Origin of the sequence: Pseudomonas simiae (assembly GCF_000934565.1) — a bacterium.
In the GTDB taxonomy this organism is placed as follows: Bacteria; Pseudomonadota; Gammaproteobacteria; order Pseudomonadales; family Pseudomonadaceae; genus Aquipseudomonas; species Aquipseudomonas simiae.
Window position 1 is genome coordinate 3827206 of record NZ_CP010896.1, and the last position, 22353, is coordinate 3849558.

Here is a 22353-nt window from a genome sequence, read left to right on the forward strand (position 1 = left end):
GGTCCGGGCCTGTCGGTCAACAGGCGATGACCCGATAGTAAAGAGCCCCCGTTGCCGGGCGAATGCGCCGTTGGCAGGGGGGCGCTTGTCATTTGGTCGTAGATTCAGTGTTTGGCGACCAGCTCTTTGGGCAGCTTGAAGGTCCAGAGCATGCCGCCCTGGTTGAAGTCCTTGATGCGCTTGGCCACTTCACCGCCCCACAACGGCACTGCACCGCCCCAGCCCGAGAGCACCGAGACGTACTGTTCGCCGTCCATTTCCCAGGTCACAGGCGAGCCGAGCACGCCGGAGCCGGTCTGGAATTCCCAGACTTTCTCGCCGGTCTTGGCATTGAACGCCTGCAGGAAGCCTTCCGGCGTGCCGGTGAACACCAGGTTGCCCTTGGTGGTCAGCACCCCGCCCCACAGCGGCGCGAAGTTCTTGTGGCGCCAGACTTCCTTGCCGGTCTTCGGGTCAATGGCGCGCAGCACGCCGATATAGTCTTCGTTCAATGGTTTGATAGTGAAGCCCGCACCGAGGAACGCCGCGCCCTTCTTGTAGGCGATGCCTTCGTTCCACATGTCCATGCCCCACTCGTTGGACGGCACGTAGAACAACCCGGTGTCGCGGTTATAGGCCATCGGCATCCAGTTTTTCGCGCCCAGGAACGCCGGTGCGACGAACACCGAGGTGCCCTTGGCTTCGCTGCCCGGAGCGCCAGGGCGGCTGGCGTCGTTGTAGATCGGCCGACCGTCCTTGTCCAGGCCGGTGGCCCAGGTGATCTTGTCGACAAACGGGAAACCACGAATGAACTTGCCGTTGGTGCGATCAAGCACGTAGAAGAAGCCGTTACGGTCGGCTGTGGCGGCAGCTTTTATCTCTTTGCCACCTTCCGTGTAGTTGAAGGAGACCAGCTCGTTCACGCCGTCATAGTCCCAGCCGTCATGGGGCGTGGTCTGGAAGTGCCACTTGATGGTGCCGTCGTCCGGGTTCAGCGCCAGGCGCGAGGACGAGTAGAGGTTGTCGCCAGGGCGCAGGTGCGAGTTCCACGGCGCCGGGTTGCCGGTACCGAACAGCAGCAGGTTGGTTTCCGGGTCGTAGTAGCCGCCCAGCCACGGTGCGGCGCCGCCGGTTTTCCACAGATCTCCGGGCCAGGTCTTGCCCGCCTCGCCACCGGAGATACCGTTCTCAACCGCCTTGCCGTCTTTATAGACGTAGCCCATATGGCCTTCGACCGTCGGGCGACTCCAAAGCAGTTCACCGTTCTTCGGGTCATAGGCTTCGATCTTGCCCACCACGCCGAACTCGCCACCGGCCACACCGGTAATCAGCTTGCCGTTGATCACCAGGGGCGCGGCGCTGATGGAGTAGCCTTCTTTGTGGTCGGCGACTTTCTTGCTCCACACCACTTTACCGGTGTCTTTGTTCAGCGCCACCAGCTTGGCGTCGAGGGTGCCGAAGAACACCAGGTCGCCGTACAGCGCCACGCCACGGTTGATCACGTCACAGCACGGGCGAATGTCATCGGGCAGACGCGCATCGTACTGCCAGAGCTTCTTGCCGGTGCGCGCATCCACCGCGAACACCCGCGAGTAGGAACCGGTGAGGTACATCACCCCATCCTTGATCATCGGCTGCGCCTGTTGCCCACGCTGCTTCTCGCCGCCAAAGGAAAACGCCCAGACCGGTCGCAGTTCCTTCACGTTATCGACGTTCAGGGTGTCGAGGGGGCTGTAGCGCTGGCCCTGCACGCCCAGGCCGTTGGTGACGATCTGCCCGGGGTTTTTCGGGTCCTGGAGAATTTCCTCATCGGTCACCGAGGCCATGGCCTGGCCTGACAACAGGATGGCACCGAGCAACACACTCAAGGCGAAGGGTTGGCGGCGTGCGGGTTGGGTCATGACGGCTACCTCTGCGGTTTTTTGTTATACCCGGGAAATTTTCCCGGTCTGGAGCAGATTCTTGGGCGCAGGGGCAGTTGTCACAATTGACCGCAGTATCGAGTTTGCTAGTTCCTTAGTAGCGGGTCAGCGCGCCGAATCCACGCGTTGCATCCGTTCGCGCTCGTAACGCGGGTACAGGTGGCTGACGCTGCGAATCAGTTCATAGCGGCTCAGGCTGATCGTGGCGAAGCGTTCAGGGATGGGGCTGCGGATCATCTCGGCCATGTCGCTGCCGTGGGCCGCGCCGTCACGCAGCAGTTGATCGAGCCAGGTCAGGTAGTCGCGCATCTGCGTGAAGGGCTGCGCGTCGCTGGCCACCGGGCCATGGCCGGGCACGATCAGGGTCCAGGGCAAGGCTTGCAGGGTGCCGAGGTCGGCCAGCCACACCGCCAGCCCCGGGCTGTTGGGGGTGGTGAGCGCGCGCTGGTAAAACACCAGGTCGCCGGCGAACAGCACGCCGGTGCTCTGGTCGAAGATCGCCAGGTCGGCGCCGGTGTGGCCGGTGAGCGCGAGCAAGCGCAAGTCGTGGCGGCCGACGCTCAGCACACCGGGTTCCAGCACCTGGGTCGGCAATACCACCTCGGTACCGCGCATCCAGTCGCCGACCATGCGGTAGAGATTTTCCGCCATGCCGTCGCCCTGCTCGTGCAGCAGCCGCGTGGTCTCGGCCAGGGCGCCGATGGGCACGTCCTTGAAGGCCTGGTTGCCCAGCGCATGGTCGGGGTGATGGTGGGTAATCAGCACCTGGGTCACCGGCTTGGGGGTGACGCGGGCGATGGCCTCGCGCATGGCTTCGCCATAGCGCCGCGACGGCCCGGTGTCGATCACCACCACGCCAGCCTCGGTGACAATGAAGGCGGTGTTGACGATATTGCCGCCATTGGCCTTGGCAAAATTGTCGGTGCTGCCTTCAAGCAGCCAGGTGTCATCGGCGATCAATCGGGGCTTGAGGGCGTAGTCGAGGTCCGCCAGGGCGGGCAGGCTCAGGCCCAGGCATAACAATAGAATCCAGCGCATGCCGCGCTCCTTCTGGTCAGGGGATGGCCGCGTCGAACTCATTGCCGCTGTTGTCGCGCAGCACCAGCCGGGTAGGCCCCGGCGCGTCGATGTCGAAGGCCAGGTTGGGGTTTTCGCTGACCGCCGGGAATAGCTCAAGATCAGCCAACACCTGGCCGTCCCGGCCAAGCAGTTGTGCATGGTTGATAAAAAACTCGGGGATGCCGCTGACCATGCCATTGTCCATCGGGTGCGCCACCTGCACACGTACGCGGCTGAACTCGCCCCGCGGGTAACGGCCGCCGAGCACTTCGCCGATGTGCTCTTCCCAGCCCGGCTGGGTGCGTACCACGCTGGGCGCGGTGCAGCCGCCACCGGCCGCGTCGATCAGGGTCGAGCCCACATGCCACAGCCCGTCATCGGTGAGCACCGCCGCCCGCAACGGCGTGGCCTGCTCGATACGAATCCGCAGCGACAGCCACGGCAGCACGCCGGTCTTGGGTTGGAAGTCGACGATTTTCGGCAATGGGTTGAGCTCGGCCCAGGCGAGGATTTTCACCACATGGCCGTTGAAGGCGCGGGCGTCGATTTCCAGCGGCACCTGGCGCGCATCTTCGGCGAACGGCGGCGCGAGCAGCTTGACTCGGTCGTCGAACACGAACGGCGCCTCGGCCAGGAACTGCTTGTGATAAAACGCCCACATCACCGACGGTACCGGGTCGACCTCCACGGCGTGAGCCGCCAGCGGCAGCCAGCACGCCAAGATGCAGCTCAGTCGCCAGTTCATCGCCTGCTCCTATTGATACATCTCGGGGACTTCATACTGCAGGCCGTAACGGGCATAGATGGCTTGCACCGCGCCGTCGCGGATCAAGCCTTCCAGCGCCTCTTCCACCGCGTAGGCCAACTGGCGATTGCTCTCGTGCACCGCCATGCCGATCTCCCAGCGCTGCTTGCCCATGTTCGGGTAGGCGTTTTCGGCGAGGGCCAGTTGCGGGTCGTGGGCTTCATGCACCTGCCAATCGACTTCGCCGCGCATCGCCATCACCGCATCGACCTCACCGGCTTTCATCGCCGCAAAGGCCTGGGGGACGTCGGGGTAGTGATGGGTCTTGGCGGCGAGCATGCCGTTGAACACCGAGGTGAGGTAGAACGACGGCACGCTGTCGACTTCGACGCCAATCGGGTGCTGCTCGAACACCGCCACGCTGGCAACCCTGTCCAGGCGCCGACGGTCGTAAGCCACCTGCCATTGTTCGTTCTGATACGGCCCGAACATCACCACATGGCCGTTTTCCAGTTCGCCCTGGTCGTTGCGCTTCTGTGCGTAATCGCGATCGTAGGGCGCGCGCATCATCAGGTCGGCCAGTTGCTGGTTGTGCAACTGGCTGCCACGCCAGATGTAGTCGCGCAGGTCGTCGTCGAGCTTCTCGCCGGCCGGCGCCCAGATCAACGTGAGCCGTACCCCCAGCGCCGTGGCCAGGGCCTGGGCCAGCTCCACGTCGACCCCGCGCGCGGTGGCGCCGTCTTCGAAACTGTAGGGGGCAAAGTCCTTGTACACCGCCACGTTGATGTCGCCGGCGGCGATCATCTGGTCATAGCTGCGCACCTGCGCCTGTGCCGGCTGGCAACACAGCAGGGCCAGGCCAAGCACATAAGCGAACAGGCGCATGGCTTACTCCTCGACGTGCACGGTATCCAGGTAGGTGCGCACGGCCCACAAGGCTTCCTGGCTCAGGTAGTCGGCCATTTTCGGCATGTACACGCGGCCGTCACGCACCGCGCCATGGCGCACGCGCTCGACGAACCACTCATCACCGGCTTCGCCCACATCGAGCATGCGCAGGTCGGGGGCGATGCCGCCGGACTTGGCTTCCAGGCCGTGGCAGGCGGCGCAGTTCTGGTTGTAGGCGGACGAACCAATCTCCACGGCCCGATCGTGTTCAGGCGAGGTGCGGTACGGATTGACCGCCGCCCAGCCGTCTTCGTTGACCGGCACGCCGGCGTCCTTGATCGAGGTCAGGCCCTGGGTTTCCACCGCTTGCGGGACCACGTCACCATGGGCCCAGGCGGAGCCCGCGGCGATCACACCGACCAACAGCCCGGCGACGAGCAAGGCATTGTGTTTTGTTGTCATTATTTTTGCCCTCAGGATTGCACGCAAAACCTCATTGCAGAGGCTATGGCAACCATCTTAGAAACCCCGGGACATGGGCCGTATGCTGCTTTGGTGGCCGCCCTCTCCTCCCTTGGTAGTAGGGCTTGTGGGGCACGCCTAAAACAGCGGCGCCCCGGGAAGTCTTCCCGGCCACAGCGGGACTTTTTCCGTATCCGCCCGGCGCCCCGGCGTTCCACCCTGTGCAGGCCAAAACCTCCACTGGGAACTGCAACCATGACAATAAGATCGCTACCCGCCCGCTCACCTTTAAGCCTTGCCGTGCAAGCCTTTGTGCTGGTGGGCAGCCTGTCCCTCAGTGCTGTAACGTTCGCGGCCGCCGAACCCGCCAAGCCGACGCGCACTGTCACCTGGGAAGACATCGCCAACGACCACCTGACCACCCAGGACGTGCTGCAATACGGCATGGGCACCAACGCCCAGCGCTGGAGCCCGCTGGCCCAGGTCAACGACAAGAACGTGTTCAAGCTCACCCCGGCCTGGTCCTACTCGTTCGGCGACGAGAAGCAACGCGGCCAGGAGTCCCAGGCCATCGTCAGCGACGGCGTGGTCTACGTCACCGGCTCCTACTCCCGCGTGTTCGCCCTCGACGCCAAGACTGGCAAGCGCCTGTGGACCTACAACCACCGCCTGCCCGACAACATTCGCCCGTGCTGTGACGTGGTCAACCGGGGTGCGGCGATCTTCGGCGACAAGATCTACTTCGGCACCCTCGACGCGCGCCTGATCGCCCTCGACAAGAACACCGGCAAAGTGGTGTGGAACAAGAAGTTCGGCGACCACGCCGCCGGCTACACCCTGACCGGCGCTCCGGTGCTGATCAAAGACAAGGTCAGCGGCAAGGTGCTGCTGATCCACGGCAGCTCCGGCGATGAATTCGGCGTGGTCGGCCAGCTGTTTGCCCGCGACCCGGACACTGGCGAAGAAGTATGGATGCGCCCGTTCGTGGAGGGCCATATGGGCCGTCTGAACGGCAAGGACAGCACGCCGACCGGCGACGTCAAGGCCCCTTCGTGGCCGGATGACCCGACCACCGAAACCGGCAAGGTCGAGGCCTGGAGCCACGGCGGCGGCGCCCCTTGGCAGAGCGCAAGCTTCGATGCCGAGACCAATACGATCATCGTCGGCGCCGGCAACCCCGGCCCGTGGAACACCTGGGCGCGCACCGCCAAGGACGGCAACCCCCACGACTTCGACAGCCTCTACACCTCGGGCCAGGTCGGCGTCGACCCCAGCACCGGCGAAGTGAAGTGGTTCTACCAGCACACCCCGAACGACGCCTGGGACTTCTCCGGCAACAACGAGCTGGTGCTGTTCGACTACAAGGACAAGGACGGCAAAGTGGTCAAGGCCACCGGCCACGCCGACCGCAATGGTTTTTTCTATGTGGTGGACCGCAATAACGGCAAGCTGCAGAACGCCTTCCCCTTCGTCGACAACATCACCTGGGCCAGCCATATCGACCTGAAGACCGGGCGTCCGGTGGAGAACGAAGGCCAGCGTCCGGCCAAGCCATTGCCGGGTGAAACCAAAGGCAAACCGGTGGAAGTCTCGCCGCCGTTCCTGGGTGGCAAGAACTGGAACCCCATGGCCTACAGCCAGGACACCGGGCTGTTCTACATCCCCGGCAACCAGTGGAAAGAGGAATACTGGACCGAAGAGGTCAACTACAAGAAGGGCTCGGCGTACCTGGGCATGGGCTTTCGCATCAAGCGCATGTATGACGACCACGTCGGCACCCTGCGTGCGATGAACCCAACCACCGGGAAGGTGGTGTGGGAGCACAAGGAAGCCTTGCCGCTGTGGGCTGGCGTGCTGGCCACCAAGGGCAACCTGGTGTTTACCGGCACCGGCGACGGCTTCTTCAAAGCTTTCGACGCCAAAACCGGCAAGGAGCTGTGGAAGTTCCAGACCGGCAGCGGCATCGTCTCGCCGCCGATCACCTGGGAGCAGGATGGCGAGCAATATGTCGGCGTAACCGTCGGCTATGGCGGCGCGGTGCCGTTGTGGGGCGGCGACATGGCCGAGCTGACCAAGCCGGTGGCACAGGGCGGGTCGTTCTGGGTGTTCAAGATCCCGAGCTGGGATAACAAGACCGCCCAGAAGTAACCCTTGCGAGATGACCGGACCGCCTTTTGTGATGAGCGGGCTTGCCCCGCTCACCACAGGATCCCTAGAGGTTGCACGATGAACTACCTGCCCTTGTTACTCCTGCTCTCCCTGCCCCTGGCGCACGCCGACGATGGCGACGACGCCCCGCTGATCATCAACGGCTGTACCCTCGCCGAACACAGCCAATGCCCCGGCGCCAACCTCAAGGGCGCCGATTTGCGCAACCAGGACTTGAGCAAGATGAACCTGGCCGGCGCCGACCTGCGCGAGGCGGATCTGCGCCATGCCAACCTCGACCTGGCCAACCTGGAAAAAGCCCAGCTGCAAGGCGCCAACCTGACCCGCGCCAGCCTGCAACAGGCCAACCTGCGCCTGGCCAACTTCAGCGGCGCCACGCTGATGGCGATCCAGGGCTGGGGCTTGTTTGCCCAGGGGGCGCAGTTCGAAAACGCCAACCTCAGTGCGGCCTACCTGCAGTTTGCGCGGCTGTCCGGGGCAAAAATGCACAAGGCCAACCTGCGTGCGGCCGACCTGGAGATGACCTGGCTGAGCAAGGCCGACCTGCAAGGTGCCGACCTCAGCGACGCCAACCTGCAGGAAGCCAAGTTCGGCGAGAGCAACCTGGAACAGGCCACCCTCACCGGCAGTCGCCAGCACTATGCGAACTTCCAGGATGCCAATATGGAGGGCTGCCAGGATTGCCCAACGACCTGGGATCGCTGAAACGACGCCATTGAAATGTGGGTTTTGTGCACGCCCGGTTATCCAACCACCCGCACCACCCCCATGTCGATCCCCAGGTGCACCAGCTCGGCATGGGAACTCACCTGCAATTTGCTCTTGAGCAAGGTCAGGTGATTGGACACGGTCTTGCTGCTGATATTCAGCTGGTCGGCAATCGCTCGGGTAGGCGTGCCCCTGGCCAGCATCAGGAAAATCTCCAGTTCACGCGGGGTCATGCCCTGCAAGCGTTGATCGCTGGGGGTATAGGCCAGTTCGGTGGCCAGGGCCTGCTCGATGTAGGCGTGGCCGTCGAGGATGCGCCGCACCGCTTCGATCAACACCTCGGGGGCCGAGGTTTTGGTCAGGTAGCCTGAGGCCCCGGCGTCCAGGGCCTGGCGCACCAGGGGCAGCTCGTCGTGCATGCTGAAAAACAGCACACGCAGGTGCGGCAGGCGCTGGCGCAGGCGACGGGTGGTTTCCAGGCCGCTGATGCCCGGCAAGCCGAAGTCCATGATCACCAGGTGCGGCAGCGCTTCCTGGACCCGGCTCAACGCTTCTTCACCACTGGCCGCCTCGCGCACTTCAACGGCCGGCAGCAGCGCGCGCAGCAGGCTGGCATAACCCTGGCGCACCACAGCGTGGTCATCCACCAACAGAATATTCATGAAGCCTCCAACGGCACGTTCAACGCCAACGCCCAGCCGGCGCCGGGCTGGCTGATGATCTTCAATTCGCCGCCCAGGCAGCGGGCGCGTTCGGCCATCGAATACAGGCCCACGCCGGGCCGCTGGGGCGTGTCTGCACCGCGACCGTTATCACGCACCCACAGGCGCAGGCGCGAACCGCGATGTTGCAGACGCACGTGCACCTGGCTGGCGTCGGCATGCCGCAGGATGTTGGTCAGGGCTTCCTGGAGCAGACGGTACAGATGGGTCTTGCTGGCGCCGGGCAACAGCGGCAGGTCCGTACTGACTTGCAGGTGGCAGGGAATGCCGTGGCTGGCCTGCCACTGCGTGACCAGCATCGAAAACGCCTCGGCCATCGGCAGGTGTTGCAGGGCCACCGGATAGAGATCGTGGACCAGCGCCCTGAAGCCTTGCTGCAAGTGCTCGCAGTGATCCTCCAATTGCGCCACGGTGGACGCCAGCAGATGCGGCTGGTCGGTGACCAGGCGCAACAGGCAGGCCTGGGCGCGAATGCCGGCCAGGTATTGACCGAGGTCATCGTGCAGGGTCTGGGCCAGGTGGGTGCGCTCCTGTTCCTGCACCGCCAGCAGGGTCTGGGTGAGCCGGGTGTTATCGGTACGCGCCTGCTCCAGGGCGTCGGTCATGCGGTTGAAGTGCAGCGCCAACTGCCGTGCTTCCGGCGCGCCTTTACTGCGCAGGCGCACGTTGAGCTGGCCGGCGCACACCTGTTGCAGCGCGCGCAGTAATTCATCCAACACGCCCATGCCACGGCGCACCGCCCAGCGGATGGTCAACAGGCTCAACACCAGGGCCAGGGCGCACAGGCCCAGCAGTTGTTGCAGGGAATCCCAGACCTCATCGATCTCATCCCGAGGGTCGACGGCGATGGACACGCGCCGACCGTCCGACAAGTCCAGCACCTGGGCACTGCGTCGTGCCTCGGCAAACAGCAGGCGCCCGAGCCAGGCGTCCAGCCCGTCCGGGGCCGGCGCTTGCGCGGTGTCGCCGCTCGCCAGCCAGTGCACACGTACATGGCGCAAACTCGCGGTGAGGTGGGGTTGCAGGCTGGCCGGGTCGCGCTCGGCGGTTTCGCTCAGGTAGTGCACCACTGCTTCGGCCGATTGCAGCTCGTGCTCCACATCGGCCAGGGCCTGGTGCAGCAACAGCGCGGTGCAGGCGCAGGTCACCAGGGCGAAGAAGCCGCACACCCACAGGTTGATGCGCCATAGGGCCGACAGGCCGGGCCGGGTGGTGAAGACGCGCATGCTCGTGTCACTCCTGTGAATAAGACCGGTAGGGATCCATGCTAAGACCGCACTCGCTGCGCGGGGCTACTACCTTGGTACTGCCCCAGCGCTACTTTCTGCATATTTGCAGCGACGTTCAGGGTTCCTATGCTGGCGCTACCTGTCATGGAGTGCCTTATGCGCCAGCTCGCCCCCTACGCCGTGATCTGCCTGCTGGCAATCGCCTGGGCCGCCAACGGCCAGGCCGCTGAAGCGCCCTTGCAGGTGCAGATCGGCTACCTGGGTTATCGGCCCGATCCGGGCCCGCTGCTGTCGAACGTCATTCCCGAGCCTGCCGATGCCGGGCAGCGCGGCGCTGAACTGGCGATCCTCGACAGCAACAGCACCGGCGCCTTTCTCAACCAGCGCTATAGCCTGACGACCGCCACGGTAGACACCCCAGACGCCCTGCTCGCCGCCGCCCAAGCCCAGCATGCCCAAGGCCTGCGCCTGTTCGTGGTCAACGCGCCTGCCGCCAGCCTGCGCCAACTCAGCGCGGCGCTGCCCGACAGCCTGCTGTTCAATGCCGGCAGCCCGGATGACAGCCTGCGCAGCACCGCCTGCCTGGGCAACGTGCTGCATACGCTGCCCAGCCGCGCGATGCTCGCCGATGCGCTGGCGCAGTTCCTGGTCGTGCGCAAATGGCAGAAAGCGCTGTTGATCGTCGGCCCCACCGAGGATGACCAGGCCTACGCCGCCGCCCTGCGTCGCGCCGCCAAACGCTTCGGCGTGCAGTGGGTGGCGGAAAAGGCCTGGCGCTTCGATAACGACCAACGCCGCAGCGCCCAGGCGGATATGCCGCTGTTCACCCAGACCGCCGAATACGACGTGGTGTTGGTGGCCGACGAGCGCGGCGACTTCGGCGAGTACGTGCCCTACCAAACCTGGTACCCGCGCCCCGTCGCCGGCACTCAGGGCCTGACGCCCACTGGCTGGCACAAAACCGTCGAGACCTACGGCGCTGCCCAATTGCAGAAACGCTTCGAGGCCCTGGCCGGGCGCTGGATGAACGACCGCGACTTCGCCGCCTGGATGGCCGTGCGCAGCATCGCCAGTGCAGTGAGCAAGTTGCGCCAGGTCGAGCCCATGGCGATCCGTCAACTGGAAATCAGCGAGCAACTGCCCCTGGATGGTTTCAAGGGCCGCAAGCTCAGCTACCGCCCCTGGAACGGCCAACTGCGCCAACCGATTCCCATCGTGCAGCCCCGCGCGCTGGTCAGCACCTCGCCCCAGGACGGCTTCCTGCACCCCACCAACGAAATGGACAGCCTGGGCTATGACAAACCCGAGGTGACCTGCCGCTTCCCTTGATCACCTACCCACAATAATAAGGACTCCGCCATGCGCCGCACCCTGCTCTCATGCGCCCTGCTGCTTGCCGCCGGGCACGCCGTGGCCAGTACCGCCTGGGTCTCCAACGAGAAAGACAACAGCCTGAGCCTGATCGACATGCAGTCCCTGCAAGTCACCGACACCCTCAAGGTCGGCCAGCGTCCGCGAGGCTTGCTGCTGTCCCATGACAACAAGCTGCTGTACATCTGCGCCAGCGACTCGGACCGCGTGCAGGTGATGGACGTGGCCACGCGCAAGATCATCAAGGAACTGCCCTCCGGCAAAGACCCCGAGCAGTTCGCCCTGCACCCCAATAACCGTTGGCTGTATGTGTCCAACGAAGACGACGCGCTGGTCACCGTGATCGACACCGAGACCGCCAAGGTGCTCGGCCAGATCAACGTCGGCGTCGAACCCGAAGGCATGGCCGTGAGCCCCGATGGCAAGTGGGCGGTGAACACCAGCGAAACCACCAACATGCTGCACTGGATCGACACCAGCACCCAGACCCTGGCCGACAGCACCCTGGTGGACCAGCGCCCGCGCTTCGTCGAGTTCAACCACGATGGCTCGCAGCTGTGGGCCTCGGCGGAAATCGGCGGCACCGTGACCATCCTCGACGTAGCCAGCCGCGCGATCCTCAAGACCCTGACCTTCAGCATCAAGGGCGTGCACCCGGACAAAGTCCAGCCGGTCGGCATCAAGCTCAGCGCCGACGGCAAGTACGGCTTTGTGGCCCTCGGCCCGGCCAACCATGTGGCCGTGATCGACGCCAAGACCTTCGAGGTCCTCGACTACCTGTTGGTGGGCCGCCGCGTGTGGCAGATGGCATTTACCCCGGACGAGAAACAGTTGCTGGTCACCAACGGCGTGAGCGGCGATGTGTCGGTGATCGATGTGGACAGCCTCAAGGTGATCAAGTCGGTGAAGGTCGGGCGTTACCCGTGGGGCGTGGTGGTCACACCATGAACGCCCTGGAAGTGCGCGACGTGAGTTTCGCCTACGGCGCACGGCAGGCCTTGTGCGAAGTGAGTTTCAGCCTCACAACGGGGCGCTTTGCGGCGCTGCTGGGGCCCAATGGCGCCGGCAAATCCACCTTGATCGCCCTGCTCACGCGGCTGTATGACCTGCAAAGCGGCGACATTCGCGTGGGCGGTCACTCCCTGCGTGAGGCACCGCGTGCGGCCCTCACCCAGTTGGGTGTGGTGTTCCAGCAAAACACCCTGGACCTGGATCTGAGCGTGGAACAGAACCTGCGTTACCACGCCGCGCTGCATGGTTTATCGCGGCGCCAGACCGACCTGCGCGTAGCCGCCGAACTGGCACGCCAGGTCCTCACGGAACGGCGCCGCGAAAAAGTCCGCGAGCTCAACGGCGGACACCGGCGCCGGGTGGAAATCGCCCGGGCGTTGCTGCATGAGCCGCGCTTGCTGCTGTTGGATGAAGCCAGCGTCGGCCTCGACCCGGCCAGCCGCCTGGCGCTGAACCAGCACGTGCGCAGCCTGTGCCTCGAACACGGCATCAGCGTACTGTGGACCACCCACCTGCTCGACGAAGTGCAGGCCGACGATGCGTTGATGATTCTGCATCAGGGTCGTCTGGTGGCCCGTGGGCAAGTCGATGCCTTGATCGCGCAACAAGGCGGCGACCTCGGCAGTGTGTTCGCGCGTTTGACTCGCCCCACCACGACGGGAGCAGCGGCATGAACGCTTACTGGCAATGCCTGCGCGGCATCGTGCTGCGCGAGTGGCTGCGATTTGTGTTGCAGCGCACGCGGTTTCTCAGTGCGCTGGTGCGCCCATTGCTGTGGCTGCTGGTGTTCGCCGCCGGGTTCCGCGCCGCGTTGGGCATCTCGGTGATCGAACCCTACGACACCTACATCCCCTACGAGGTGTACATCATCCCGGGGCTGGCCTGCATGATCCTGCTGTTCAACGGCATGCAAGGCTCGCTGTCGATGGTCTACGACCGCGAGATGGGCAGCATGCGCGTGCTGCTGACCAGCCCGTTGCCGCGCACGTTTTTGCTGTGCAGCAAGCTGTTGGCCACCGCGCTGATTTCACTGTTGCAGGTGTATGGGTTCCTGGCGATTGCCTGGGTGTACGGCGTGCAACCACCGGCCATGGGGCTGTTGATCGCCCTGCCGGCGTTGCTGCTGGTGGCCTTGATGTTGAGCGCCCTGGGCCTGTTGCTGTCGAACGCGATTCGCCAACTGGAGAACTTTGCCGGGGTGATGAACTTCGTGATCTTCCCGCTGTTTTTCCTGTCTTCGGCGCTGTACCCGCTGTGGAAGATGCGCGACTCCAGTGAATGGCTGTACTGGCTGTGTGCGATCAACCCGTTTACCCACGCTGTGGAGCTGGTGCGCTTCGCCCTGTACGAACGCTTCGCCGGCCTGGCCTTGGCGGTGTGCCTGGGCTTGACCGTGCTGTTCGCGGTGTTGGCGGTGCTGACCTTCAATCCCCAGCATGCGGCGTTGCGCAAAAAGGGCTGACGGCGGCAAAAACTACTACTTTAGTACTGGTTTTCCTGTCTATCGTCGCATTCCCAAGGGCTCGGGACTCACGTGTAATGCGCGCATAACGATAAGGATCGCCCTGCCATGCTGTACGCCCGACTGCCTCTGTTGGCACTGCTGTGCCTGTTCGTCGCCAACGTCCAGGCTGACGCCCCTCTGTTTTCCGCCGACGGCTACCGCATCAGCCTGTACCGCAGCCCCACGCCCGACCACCTGCCCGGTGCCACGATTGTCGACACTGCGGCGCTGCAAACCCTGCTCAGCCAAACACCCGCGCCCGTGCTGATCGACGTGTACCGCCGCCAGTGGCTGCAAGGTCGCTTCATCGAAGACCAGCCCCACGCCAACCTGCCCGGCAGCCACTGGCTGGCCAATACGGGCGACGGCGACCTGACGCCGGAGTGGCAAAGCTATTTCGTGCGCCACCTGTATGCCTACAGCGGCGGCGACCTCAAGCGACCGTTGGTCTTCTATTGCCGCTCCGATTGCTGGCTGAGTTGGAACGCGGTAAAACGTGCCGCCAACCTCGGCTATACCTCTGTGTACTGGTATCGCGACGGACTGGATGCCTGGGAAGCGGCGAAGCTGCCGGTGACGGTCGCCCAACCCGAGCCATTTCAAACATCACAATAAGCAAGGTGAACGGCCATGTACAAAATCCTGATTGCCGACGATCACCCACTGTTTCGCGAAGCGATCCATAACGTCATCAGCGACGGCTTTCCCGGCAGCGAAGTGATGGAAACCGCCGACCTCGACAGCGCCCTTGCCTTGACCCAGGAACACGACGACCTCGACCTGATCCTCCTCGACCTGAACATGCCCGGCATGCACGGCCTCAATGGCCTGATCAACCTGCGCAACGAGGCGCCGACCATTCCGGTGGTGATCGTCTCGGCCGAGCAGGACAAGCAAGTCGTGCTGCAAGCCATCACCTATGGCGCCGTGGGCTTTATCACCAAATCCTCGCCGCGCCTGCAAATGACCGAGGCGATCCAGCAGATTCTCAACGGCAACGTGTACCTGCCGCCGGACATCATCCGCACCCAGAAGCCTGGCACCCACCGGCGCCTCAACGAAAACCCCGGCTTCGCCCCCGAACTGCTGCAAGCCCTGACGCGCAAGCAATTGCTGGTGCTGGAACGCATGACCAAGGGCGAGTCGAACAAACAGATCGCGTACACGCTGGAGATTGCCGAGACCACAGTAAAGGCCCACGTGTCGGCGATCCTGCGCAAATTGAATGTGCATAACCGGGTGCAGGCGATCCTCAGCGCCGGGGATATCGATTTCGGCTCTTACCTGCGCCGCTGACCCGCCTCACACCACACCGGTCAAATGTGGGAGGGGGCTTGCTCCCGATGGCGGTGCATCAGTCAGTTATGATGTCGACTGACCCACCGCTATCGGGCGCAAGCCCCCTCCCACATTTTGATCTCCACTTGTGGGTATTTCGCCGTTCATTTGCCGAGCAGGTGGCTCATGGCGGTCTTGAGTTTCATCGGGCGTACCGGCTTGTGCATCAGGGTGTGTCCCAACTCGCGGATCTGCTGCTTCAACTCATTGCTGTAGTTGGCGGTGATCATCAACGCCGGTATCGCGCGGCCGCGTCGTCCATTGATGCGGGCGACGGCGTCGACGCCGTTCTGGTCGTCGTCGAGGTGGTAGTCGGCGATCAGCAAGTCGGCTTCGGCATGGTAGTTATCCACCTGTCGTGCCAGGTCTTGCTCCGACAACGCCGTGATCACCTGGCAGCCCCAGCCTTCCAGCAAGGTGCGCATGCCCGCGCAGATCGCCGCGTCGTTATCCAGCACCCACACCCGCGCGCCTTGCAGGCGTTCGAGCATCGGTTCGCTCATGGCCAGTATTGGCAGCGACTTGGGCGCCGTGGCGCTCAACGGCACCTCCACCGAGAACATCGAGCCTTTACCCGGCCAGGATTTGACGCTGATACGATGACCCAGGATCCCGGCGATCTTTTCCACAATCGCCAGCCCCAGGCCCAACCCCCGGTCCTGGTCGGGCCGCTGCACATCGCCGCGCTTAAACTCCTGGAAAATCTCCTCCAACCGCTCCTCGGCGATGCCCATGCCGCTGTCCCACACCTGGATCAACAAACGCTGATGCTGGCGGCGGCACCCCAGCACCACACGCCCGTTGTAGGTGTAGCGAATCGCATTGCTCAACAGGTTGCGCAGAATCCGCGCCAGCAGCTGAATATCGCTGCGCACCAACGCCGAGCAGCCGACAAAATGCAGCGCCAGACCCTCGCTGCGGGCCAATTCGGTGTACTCGGCGGCCAGGTTGTCGAGCAGTTCACTCAGGGCAAACGGCGCGATGTCGGCCTTGATCACCCCGGCATCCAGCTTGGAAATATCCACCAGGGTGCCCAGCAGATTTTCCACGTCTTCCAGGGAATTGCTCACGTTGCGCACCAACGTTTCGCTGGGCCGCTCCAGCAGCGCACTGGTAAACAGGCGCGCCGCATTCAAAGGTTGCAGCAGGTCATGGCTGACGGCGGCGAGGAATTTGGTTTTTGACAGGTTGGCCTGCTCGGCCTCCAACTTGGCTTCACGCAGGCGCGCCTCCACACGGCGGCGCTCGTCGATCTCCTGCAATAACTGGTCGTTGAGCGCGGTCAGTTCCGAGGTGCGCTGGGCCACGCGTTGCTCCAGGTGCTGATAGGCCTGGTGCAGGGCTTCGGCGGTGCGACGGCGTTCGGTGATGTCGCGGATCAGCACGAAGATCCCCACCACTTCGCCGCTGGCCAGCGTATTCGGCACATAGGAGCGCAGCATGTAGCGCTCCTGATTATTGATGTTGGTCTCGGCGAATTCAAAGGTCACGCTCTCCCCCGCCAGGGCGCGGGCGACGTAGGCGTCCAGGCGCTGGCAGTGTTGCTCACTGTGGACCTCGCGCAGGCTCTGGCCGAGCATCATGCCGCGCGGCCAGCAATACCATTCTTCATAGACTTTGTTGGTGAACTCGTAGACCAGGTCGGCGTTCAGGTAGCCGATCAGGGCCGGGACGTTATCGGTGATCAGGCGAATCCAGCGTTCGCTTTCCTGGGCCTTTTGTGCCGCGACCTGTTCGCCGCGCAGGGTTTCGGCGCGCAGCCGGGCGTTGATCAGCAAGTGGTTGCTGGCCTTGAGTTCGGCCATCGCTTGGTTCAGCGCGTCGGTGCGTTCACGCACTTGCTCGGCCAGCACCACGGAATGCTGAAAGGTGGTGTAAGGGTTATTGCCCTGGGCCATGCCGGACTCGATGCGTTCGATCAGCGCGGCGTTGATCCGTGCCAGCTTGTGGTTGTCCTGTTGCAGCTGGGCAACCTGGGCGAGCAGTTCAGCGCCGACCTCGGGCAATGGCGACTCCAGTGAAGGTCTGGTTGATATGCATGCCATTGAACTGTTCTCCGTAGGTGTTGAAGCCCATCACCCGCTGGTCACGCAGGAAACCGCCGATCTGTTCCAGATTGTCGCTGTCTTCCAACTCCAGGCGGCGCAGGAAGCAGTCGCAGCCGATGGTCAACAGCAGGTCGCCAAGGCGCGCTTGCAAGCCGTCGAACAGGGTTTGCAGGTTCGGCAGGATCAGCCCGGGCTTCATCACGGTGAGGACGATGCCGTTTTCCACCGCGCAGTAGAAACTCAGGCTGAGGTCGTCGTGCACTTGCTGGATCGCCCGCACGTAGTACTGGTCGTGGATGCGTACCGCCAACGGATGCGCCGCGAAGACCCGGTGATCGAGGTCGGCCACCGCCACGCCGATATGCCGGGCGTATTCTTCGGCGGCCGGTTCGGCATTGAGCTCGAAGACCCGGCGCGACGGGCTGTCGGCGCCGGTGACCACCAGTTTTTCGCTGCGCGGCAGGATGTGGTGGGTGGTGAACACCTCGAAATCCAGCCAGGTATTGACCAGCACCACCACCGCCGCACCGCTGTGGAAAGCGCCGTTGAAATACACGTGGGTGTGGGTGAGGAAATTGTCGTCGCCGGCCGAACCGCCGAAATGCGGAATGTCGCCAAGCGCCGCGCTGAGGGCAGCGAGCACCACCTCTTCACGGCTGGACAAACCATCGAGCAGGGTCAGGGCGAAGGTGTTGCCCTTGATCGGTGCCAGGGTATTGCTGCGGCAACCGCCGACGAGACGTTCGACCATCTGCTGGGCATCGATCAGGCTGAAGTGTTCCACCTGGTCGATCAGCTCCGTGGCGATGGAAAAGTGCGCATGGTTAAAGCCCATTGCCGTCACGCAATTGCGGCCGTAGCCCTGGGGCGTGATCTCGCCGGCGCTGGTGCAGCCCACCACGCGCACGTTGCCGAAACACGCTTGCAGGGCCTGGCCCAGGGCCTGCAGGTCGTAGGACGCCGAGCAGAAAAACAGCACGAAGCCCAGGTACGGATGCAGCAGTTGCCGCGCCAACTCCTCGGCGGCCTGCCCGGCATCGGTAGCCTGGGACATGGCACTGACTACGCCTTCACCGTTATGCATCGTTGCCTCCCCCTCTGAGGCATGAGTTTACGAAGAGCGAGGGTTGGGACCTATGCTACTTGGGTACTGGGTAGGGGGATGCGATGGGATGAGGGCGCTTGATCGTTCCCGCCGCGTAGGAACGATTACGTTCAAAGCAAGGCGCTGACCAGCATGCCGATAGCCACCACCACACACAGGCTGGCAAACCCCACCTGCAACGTGCGTGCGGCAACCACCGAGCACAGGCGCCGGCCGATCAGCATGCCGACGATACTCGCCGCGATAAATACCCAGCCCACGGATTCGATGCGCACCCCGGCATGCAACGCGCCGGCCACGCCGATCAGCGAAATCAGGCTGATCACCATCAGCGACGTGGCGACGATGCCGCGCATCTGCACGTCGGTGAGTTGCTTGAACGCGGGTACGATCAAAAAGCCGCCGCCCACCCCGAGCAAACCCGAGACCGCCCCCGTCACCGCGCCCAGTGCGGCCAGGGTGGCGCTGCATTTGGCGGTCCAGGCCAAGCGCCCGGTCTGCTGGTTGAGCATGCAGTTCTTCTGCCCCCAGGACGCGCTGCCATGATCACTGGGTCCCGGCTGGTTTTTTTCGCGCTGCAACATGCGCCAGGCGACCAGCACCATCAACGCGCTGAACAAGCCCATCAACAGCGGTTCCGGCAATTGGTGGGCGACAAACACCCCCACCGGGGAGAACAGCGCGCCGAGCAACGCGATCAGCAACGCAGCACGATAACGCACCAGACCATGGCGCAAACCGTCGATCGCCCCCACCGCTGCCGCCGCACCGACGGCGAGCAACGACACCGGCGCCGCCTGGGTCATGCTCAAGCCAAGGCCCAGCACCAGCGCCGGCACCCCAAGGATGCCGCCGCCTGCGCCCGTCAACCCCATGACCACGCCCATCAATAATCCCAACACACTGGCCAGCAGCATTCAGTCCACCTTGCTCAGACGGGTCAACCACTCGCGGCCCTTGAGCATGCCATTCCAGTAGAACCATGGCAGCAGCGTGGCCTTGAGAAACCACATCGAGCGACGTGCCTGGGTCGGGTCCAGGGGGAAGGTCGGCAGTAACTTGCCGCCGTAGCCGAACTCGGCCAACACCACCTTGCCCTTCTCCACCGTCAATGGGCAGGAGCCGTAACCATCGTACTTGAGCGGCAGCGGCGCCTGTTTGCGCAGGGCCAGCAGGTTCTCGGCAACCACCACGATCTGCTTGCGTACCGCAGCGGCGGTCTTGGCGTTGGTGGTGCCGCACACGTCACCCAGGCCGAAGATGTGCGGGTAACGCAGGTGTTGCAGGTTGTGGGGGTTCACTTCGCACCAGCCGGCGGCGTCGGCCAAAGGGCTTTGGCGGATGAAATCCGGGGAGACTTGCGGTGGGACGACGTGCAGCAAGTCGAAGGATTTTTCTTCAATGCGAGCATTGCCTTCGACGTCCTTCACTTCGAACCAGGCCTTGCGTGCCGGGCCGTCGACTTTCACCAGGTTGGCATTGAACGCCAGGCGCGCGTTGTACTTCTCTACGTACTTCATCAACGGCGGCACGAACGTCGCCACGCCGAACAGCGCGGCGCCGGCCAGGTTGAATTCGACGTCGATGTTTTTCAGCACGCCCCGCTTGAGCCAGTGATCGCAGGACAGGTACATGGCTTTTTGCGGCGCGCCTGCGCATTTGATCGGCATGGCCGGCTGGGTGAAGATCGCCTTGCCGCCCTTGAGTTGCCGGACCAGTTGCCAGGTATAGGCGGCGTGTTGGTAGCTGTAGTTGGAGGTGACGCCATGCTTGCCGAGGGTGTCTTGCAGGCCTTCGATCTTCTCCCACGCCAGCCTCAGGCCGGGGCATACGATCAGGTGTTGCCAGCTGACGCGCTGGCCGCTGTCGAGGATCAGGGTCTGCTCGTCGGGCAGTATTTCGCTGACGGCGGCCTGCACCCAGGTAACGCCATTGGGCAATACATCCGCCAGCGGGCGGCGGGTTTTTTTCAGGTCGTAGGCGCCGCCACCCACCAAGGTCCACGCGGGCTGGTAGCAATGGTGGTCGCTCGGTTCGATCAGGATGATGTTCAGATTCGGGTCGCGCTTGAGCAGACTGGCCAGCAGGCCAATGCCTGCCGAGCCGCCGCCGATGACTACGATGTCGCCACTGATGGTCGGTCCCCAGTGTTGGTCGGTCATGGTCTATCGCCTTTGTCATACATGCACACAAGGGTCGCTGCCAGATGGCGTCACGCCCAGCTTTTTATGACCGCGCCGCAGTACAGCCCGGACAGGGTCTTCATGACTTGAATCACTTCGTGGCTGGCCAGCCCGTAGAAGATGTATTTACCTTCCCGACGGGTGGCGACCAACCCTTCGTCACGCAGGATGCCCAACTGTTGAGACAGCGTCGGCTGACGCACGCCGGTCAGGGCTTCGAGTTCGCCGACATTGCGCTCGCCCTGGGTCAGTTGGCACAGGATCAACAAGCGGTCCTCATTGGCCAGGGCCTTGAGCAAGGAACAGGCCTTGGACGCCGATGCGCGCAGCTGGGCGACTTCGCCCTCACTCAGAGTAGATTCCATTTGCTTCGGGTCCTTTTTGTCACTTAAGCTCGAAACATTATGTGAAAACATAAACTGATTGTAACTACTTTTTTCTTCACCCGGGACAAACGCCATGCCAGCGCTGATTCAAGCCTTTCTGGACGAGGCATCATCGACCTACACCTACGTCGTTTATGAAGGCGATGGCGGCCCCTGTGCCATCGTCGATTCGGTGCTCAACTACGACCCGGCCTCGGGGCGCACCGAGACCGTCCAGGCAGACAAGATCATTGCCTTTGTGCGCGAGCACAGCCTGCAGGTGCAATGGTTGCTGGAAACCCACGCCCACGCCGATCACTTGTCTGCCGCGCCTTACCTGCGCCGGACGCTGGGCGGCAAGATCGCCATCGGACAGTCGATCAGCAAAGTGCAGGGCGTGTTCAAGAACCTGTTCAACCTGGAGCCGGAGTTTCGCGTGGATGGCTCGCAGTTCGATCATCTGTTTGCGCCGGATGAGGTGTTCCACATCGGCACCCTCAAGGCCCAGGCCCTGCATGTGCCTGGGCATACCCCGGCGGACATGGCCTACCTGATCGATGGCCGACTGATTCTGGTGGGCGACACGCTGTTCATGCCGGATGTCGGCACGGCGCGCTGTGACTTCCCCGGAGGGGATGCGCGGCAGTTGTATGCGTCGATGCGCAAGTTGCTGGCCTTTCCATTGGAAACCGAACTGTACGTCTGCCACGACTACCCGCCCGACGGCCGTGAGGCAAAGTGCCGGACCACGGTGGCGGAGCAGCGCGCAGGAAATATCCATGTGCATGATGGCGTGGATGAAGCCACGTTTGTCGAGATGCGCACCCAGCGCGATGCCGGGCTGGGGATGCCGACGCTGTTGCTGCCGGCGATCCAGGTGAATGTGCGGGCGGGGAATATGCCGCCGGCTGAGGACAATGGGGTGGTGTACCTGAAGATCCCGATCAACCACCTCTAACCGAGGTTGATACCATTGGCCGGCAACGGCAGCGCAGTCTTGTAGCGCACCTGCTTCAACGCAAAGCTCGACCGGATGTTCGCCACCCCCGGTACCTTGGTCAAAAAGTCCATCATGAAACGCTCCAGCGACTGGATCGTCGGCACCAGCACCCGGATCAGATAGTCCGGGTCACCGGCCATCAGGTAGCACTCCATCACTTCGGGCCGGTCGGAGATCGCGCCTTCGAACTGCTGCAACGCCAACTCATTCTGTTTTTCCAGGCTGACGTGGATGAACACGTTGACGTGCAGCCCCAGCAAATCGGCGTCGAGCAGCGTGACCTGGTCACGGATCAAGCCCAGCTCCTCCATCGCTTTCACCCGATTGAAACACGGCGTGGGCGACAGGTTCACCGAGCGGGCCAGGTCGGCGTTGGTGATGCGGGCGTTCTCCTGCAGGGCGTTGAGAATGCCGATATCGGTACGGTCTAGTTTACGCATGAGACAAAATCACCTGTTTATTATGTTTATGCAGTTTTTTTATCCGCAAATGATCGTGAGCGCAATGAAACACAGATAAATATTCTTCTACGCCCCGCCTATGAT

The 22353-nt window shown here is 63.3% G+C and carries 22 protein-coding genes; 9 read left to right on the forward strand and 13 right to left on the reverse strand.

Annotation, left to right across the window (positions count from 1 at the left end; genetic code table 11):
* Positions 1-104: 104 nt before the first annotated feature.
* The 5 genes from PF1751_RS17115 to pedF form a co-directional block, all read right to left on the reverse strand.
* Positions 105-1880 carry a PQQ-dependent methanol/ethanol family dehydrogenase gene (locus PF1751_RS17115; protein WP_010209362.1) on the reverse strand — a complete coding sequence of 592 codons (1776 nt, stop codon included), beginning with the start codon at positions 1878-1880 and terminating at the stop codon, positions 105-107.
* Between the two features lie 126 nt (positions 1881-2006).
* Positions 2007-2939: a quinoprotein relay system zinc metallohydrolase 1 gene (locus PF1751_RS17120; RefSeq protein ID WP_010209360.1), complete on the reverse strand. Its 933-nt coding sequence runs from the start codon at positions 2937-2939 to the stop codon at positions 2007-2009.
* 16 nt (positions 2940-2955) lie between these two features.
* Entirely contained in the window at positions 2956-3705 is a 750-nt protein-coding gene (locus tag PF1751_RS17125; protein ID WP_044287402.1) for a quinoprotein dehydrogenase-associated SoxYZ-like carrier, read from the reverse strand.
* Between the two features lie 9 nt (positions 3706-3714).
* Positions 3715-4590 carry a substrate-binding periplasmic protein gene (locus PF1751_RS17130; protein WP_010209356.1) on the reverse strand — a complete coding sequence of 292 codons (876 nt, stop codon included), beginning with the start codon at positions 4588-4590 and terminating at the stop codon, positions 3715-3717.
* A gap of 3 nt (positions 4591-4593) precedes the next feature.
* Positions 4594-5055 carry a cytochrome c-550 PedF gene (pedF, locus tag PF1751_RS17135; protein WP_042572089.1) on the reverse strand — a complete coding sequence of 154 codons (462 nt, stop codon included), beginning with the start codon at positions 5053-5055 and terminating at the stop codon, positions 4594-4596.
* A 255-nt stretch (positions 5056-5310) separates the two neighbouring features.
* On the opposite strand from pedF, the gene exaA reads away from it, so the two are divergent.
* The gene (gene exaA, locus PF1751_RS17140; protein WP_021492845.1) at positions 5311-7203 is read left to right on the forward strand and encodes a quinoprotein ethanol dehydrogenase; all 1893 of its coding nucleotides are present in this window, start codon (positions 5311-5313) and stop codon (positions 7201-7203) included.
* 78 nt (positions 7204-7281) lie between these two features.
* Positions 7282-7929, forward strand: coding sequence for a pentapeptide repeat-containing protein (locus PF1751_RS17145; RefSeq protein WP_021492846.1), 648 nt, complete (start codon positions 7282-7284; stop codon positions 7927-7929).
* A 38-nt stretch (positions 7930-7967) separates the two neighbouring features.
* Here the strand turns inward: PF1751_RS17145 and PF1751_RS17150 are convergent, their stop codons facing one another.
* Together PF1751_RS17150 and PF1751_RS17155 are read right to left on the reverse strand one after the other, a co-directional pair.
* On the reverse strand, positions 7968-8594 hold the full coding sequence (locus PF1751_RS17150) for a response regulator transcription factor (RefSeq protein ID WP_010209351.1): 627 nt from the start codon (positions 8592-8594) through the stop codon (positions 7968-7970).
* Positions 8591-9853 carry a HAMP domain-containing sensor histidine kinase gene (locus tag PF1751_RS17155; protein WP_044288140.1) on the reverse strand — a complete coding sequence of 421 codons (1263 nt, stop codon included), beginning with the start codon at positions 9851-9853 and terminating at the stop codon, positions 8591-8593. The genes PF1751_RS17150 and PF1751_RS17155 overlap by 4 nt, the downstream gene beginning before the upstream one ends.
* Positions 9854-10039: 186 nt before the next feature.
* On the opposite strand from PF1751_RS17155, the gene PF1751_RS17160 reads away from it, so the two are divergent.
* From PF1751_RS17160 to PF1751_RS17185, 6 genes are all read left to right on the forward strand, one after another.
* On the forward strand, positions 10040-11212 hold the full coding sequence (locus tag PF1751_RS17160; protein ID WP_021492848.1) for an ABC transporter substrate-binding protein: 1173 nt from the start codon (positions 10040-10042) through the stop codon (positions 11210-11212).
* 30 nt (positions 11213-11242) lie between these two features.
* Complete coding sequence (locus PF1751_RS17165; RefSeq protein ID WP_042572087.1) at positions 11243-12202, forward strand: YVTN family beta-propeller repeat protein; 960 nt, start codon at positions 11243-11245, stop codon at positions 12200-12202.
* Entirely contained in the window at positions 12199-12939 is a 741-nt protein-coding gene (locus PF1751_RS17170) for an ABC transporter ATP-binding protein (RefSeq protein ID WP_044287403.1), read from the forward strand. Before PF1751_RS17165 ends, PF1751_RS17170 begins: the two co-directional genes overlap by 4 nt.
* Positions 12936-13727: an ABC transporter permease gene (locus PF1751_RS17175; RefSeq protein WP_021492851.1), complete on the forward strand. Its 792-nt coding sequence runs from the start codon at positions 12936-12938 to the stop codon at positions 13725-13727. The genes PF1751_RS17170 and PF1751_RS17175 overlap by 4 nt, the downstream gene beginning before the upstream one ends.
* A gap of 108 nt (positions 13728-13835) precedes the next feature.
* Positions 13836-14384 (forward strand): PQQ-dependent catabolism-associated CXXCW motif protein, encoded by a 549-nt coding sequence (locus PF1751_RS17180; RefSeq protein WP_021492852.1) that lies wholly within the window; start codon positions 13836-13838, stop codon positions 14382-14384.
* Positions 14385-14399: 15 nt separating this feature from the next.
* Entirely contained in the window at positions 14400-15065 is a 666-nt protein-coding gene (locus PF1751_RS17185; RefSeq protein ID WP_010209341.1) for a response regulator transcription factor, read from the forward strand.
* Positions 15066-15211: 146 nt separating this feature from the next.
* Here the strand turns inward: PF1751_RS17185 and PF1751_RS17190 are convergent, their stop codons facing one another.
* The 5 genes from PF1751_RS17190 to PF1751_RS17210 form a co-directional block, all read right to left on the reverse strand.
* Complete coding sequence (locus PF1751_RS17190; protein ID WP_042572084.1) at positions 15212-17152, reverse strand: PAS domain-containing hybrid sensor histidine kinase/response regulator; 1941 nt, start codon at positions 17150-17152, stop codon at positions 15212-15214.
* The gene (gene nosP / locus PF1751_RS17195) at positions 17094-18239 is read right to left on the reverse strand and encodes a nitric oxide-sensing protein NosP (RefSeq protein ID WP_044287404.1); all 1146 of its coding nucleotides are present in this window, start codon (positions 18237-18239) and stop codon (positions 17094-17096) included. The genes PF1751_RS17190 and nosP overlap by 59 nt, the downstream gene beginning before the upstream one ends.
* Positions 18240-18370: 131 nt before the next feature.
* Positions 18371-19177 (reverse strand): sulfite exporter TauE/SafE family protein, encoded by an 807-nt coding sequence (locus PF1751_RS17200; RefSeq protein ID WP_044287406.1) that lies wholly within the window; start codon positions 19175-19177, stop codon positions 18371-18373.
* Complete coding sequence (locus PF1751_RS17205) at positions 19178-20422, reverse strand: NAD(P)/FAD-dependent oxidoreductase (protein WP_044287407.1); 1245 nt, start codon at positions 20420-20422, stop codon at positions 19178-19180.
* A gap of 50 nt (positions 20423-20472) precedes the next feature.
* Positions 20473-20808, reverse strand: a complete 336-nt coding sequence (locus tag PF1751_RS17210; protein ID WP_005789341.1) for an ArsR/SmtB family transcription factor — start codon at positions 20806-20808, stop codon at positions 20473-20475.
* 94 nt (positions 20809-20902) lie between these two features.
* Here PF1751_RS17210 and PF1751_RS17215 point away from each other — a divergent pair, with 94 nt between their 5' ends.
* A complete protein-coding gene (locus PF1751_RS17215) occupies positions 20903-21766 on the forward strand; it encodes an MBL fold metallo-hydrolase (RefSeq protein WP_021492855.1) in 864 nt (287 codons plus the stop codon).
* On the opposite strand, the gene bkdR is transcribed toward PF1751_RS17215, so the two are convergent.
* Positions 21763-22248 (reverse strand): Bkd operon transcriptional regulator BkdR, encoded by a 486-nt coding sequence (gene bkdR / locus PF1751_RS17220; RefSeq protein ID WP_010209335.1) that lies wholly within the window; start codon positions 22246-22248, stop codon positions 21763-21765. The two genes, PF1751_RS17215 and bkdR, sit on opposite strands and share 4 nt — an antisense overlap.
* Between the last annotated feature and the right edge of the window lie 105 nt (positions 22249-22353).

Coding starts and splice junctions, on each gene's coding strand:
- bkdR (WP_010209335.1), bottom strand. CDS start 22,248: ATGCGTAAACTAGACCGTACCGATATCGGCATTCTCAACGCCCTGCAG.
- PF1751_RS17125 (WP_044287402.1), bottom strand. CDS start 3,705: ATGAACTGGCGACTGAGCTGCATCTTGGCGTGCTGGCTGCCGCTGGCG.
- PF1751_RS17175 (WP_021492851.1), top strand. CDS start 12,936: ATGAACGCTTACTGGCAATGCCTGCGCGGCATCGTGCTGCGCGAGTGG.
- PF1751_RS17205 (WP_044287407.1), bottom strand. CDS start 20,422: ATGACCGACCAACACTGGGGACCGACCATCAGTGGCGACATCGTAGTC.
- PF1751_RS17120 (WP_010209360.1), bottom strand. CDS start 2,939: ATGCGCTGGATTCTATTGTTATGCCTGGGCCTGAGCCTGCCCGCCCTG.
- PF1751_RS17180 (WP_021492852.1), top strand. CDS start 13,836: ATGCTGTACGCCCGACTGCCTCTGTTGGCACTGCTGTGCCTGTTCGTC.
- PF1751_RS17215 (WP_021492855.1), top strand. CDS start 20,903: ATGCCAGCGCTGATTCAAGCCTTTCTGGACGAGGCATCATCGACCTAC.
- PF1751_RS17115 (WP_010209362.1), bottom strand. CDS start 1,880: ATGACCCAACCCGCACGCCGCCAACCCTTCGCCTTGAGTGTGTTGCTC.
- PF1751_RS17150 (WP_010209351.1), bottom strand. CDS start 8,594: ATGAATATTCTGTTGGTGGATGACCACGCTGTGGTGCGCCAGGGTTAT.
- PF1751_RS17200 (WP_044287406.1), bottom strand. CDS start 19,177: ATGCTGCTGGCCAGTGTGTTGGGATTATTGATGGGCGTGGTCATGGGG.
- PF1751_RS17210 (WP_005789341.1), bottom strand. CDS start 20,808: ATGGAATCTACTCTGAGTGAGGGCGAAGTCGCCCAGCTGCGCGCATCG.
- pedF (WP_042572089.1), bottom strand. CDS start 5,055: ATGACAACAAAACACAATGCCTTGCTCGTCGCCGGGCTGTTGGTCGGT.
- PF1751_RS17170 (WP_044287403.1), top strand. CDS start 12,199: ATGAACGCCCTGGAAGTGCGCGACGTGAGTTTCGCCTACGGCGCACGG.
- PF1751_RS17165 (WP_042572087.1), top strand. CDS start 11,243: ATGCGCCGCACCCTGCTCTCATGCGCCCTGCTGCTTGCCGCCGGGCAC.
- PF1751_RS17160 (WP_021492848.1), top strand. CDS start 10,040: ATGCGCCAGCTCGCCCCCTACGCCGTGATCTGCCTGCTGGCAATCGCC.
- exaA (WP_021492845.1), top strand. CDS start 5,311: ATGACAATAAGATCGCTACCCGCCCGCTCACCTTTAAGCCTTGCCGTG.
- PF1751_RS17190 (WP_042572084.1), bottom strand. CDS start 17,152: ATGGCATGCATATCAACCAGACCTTCACTGGAGTCGCCATTGCCCGAG.
- PF1751_RS17185 (WP_010209341.1), top strand. CDS start 14,400: ATGTACAAAATCCTGATTGCCGACGATCACCCACTGTTTCGCGAAGCG.
- PF1751_RS17145 (WP_021492846.1), top strand. CDS start 7,282: ATGAACTACCTGCCCTTGTTACTCCTGCTCTCCCTGCCCCTGGCGCAC.
- PF1751_RS17130 (WP_010209356.1), bottom strand. CDS start 4,590: ATGCGCCTGTTCGCTTATGTGCTTGGCCTGGCCCTGCTGTGTTGCCAG.
- nosP (WP_044287404.1), bottom strand. CDS start 18,239: ATGCATAACGGTGAAGGCGTAGTCAGTGCCATGTCCCAGGCTACCGAT.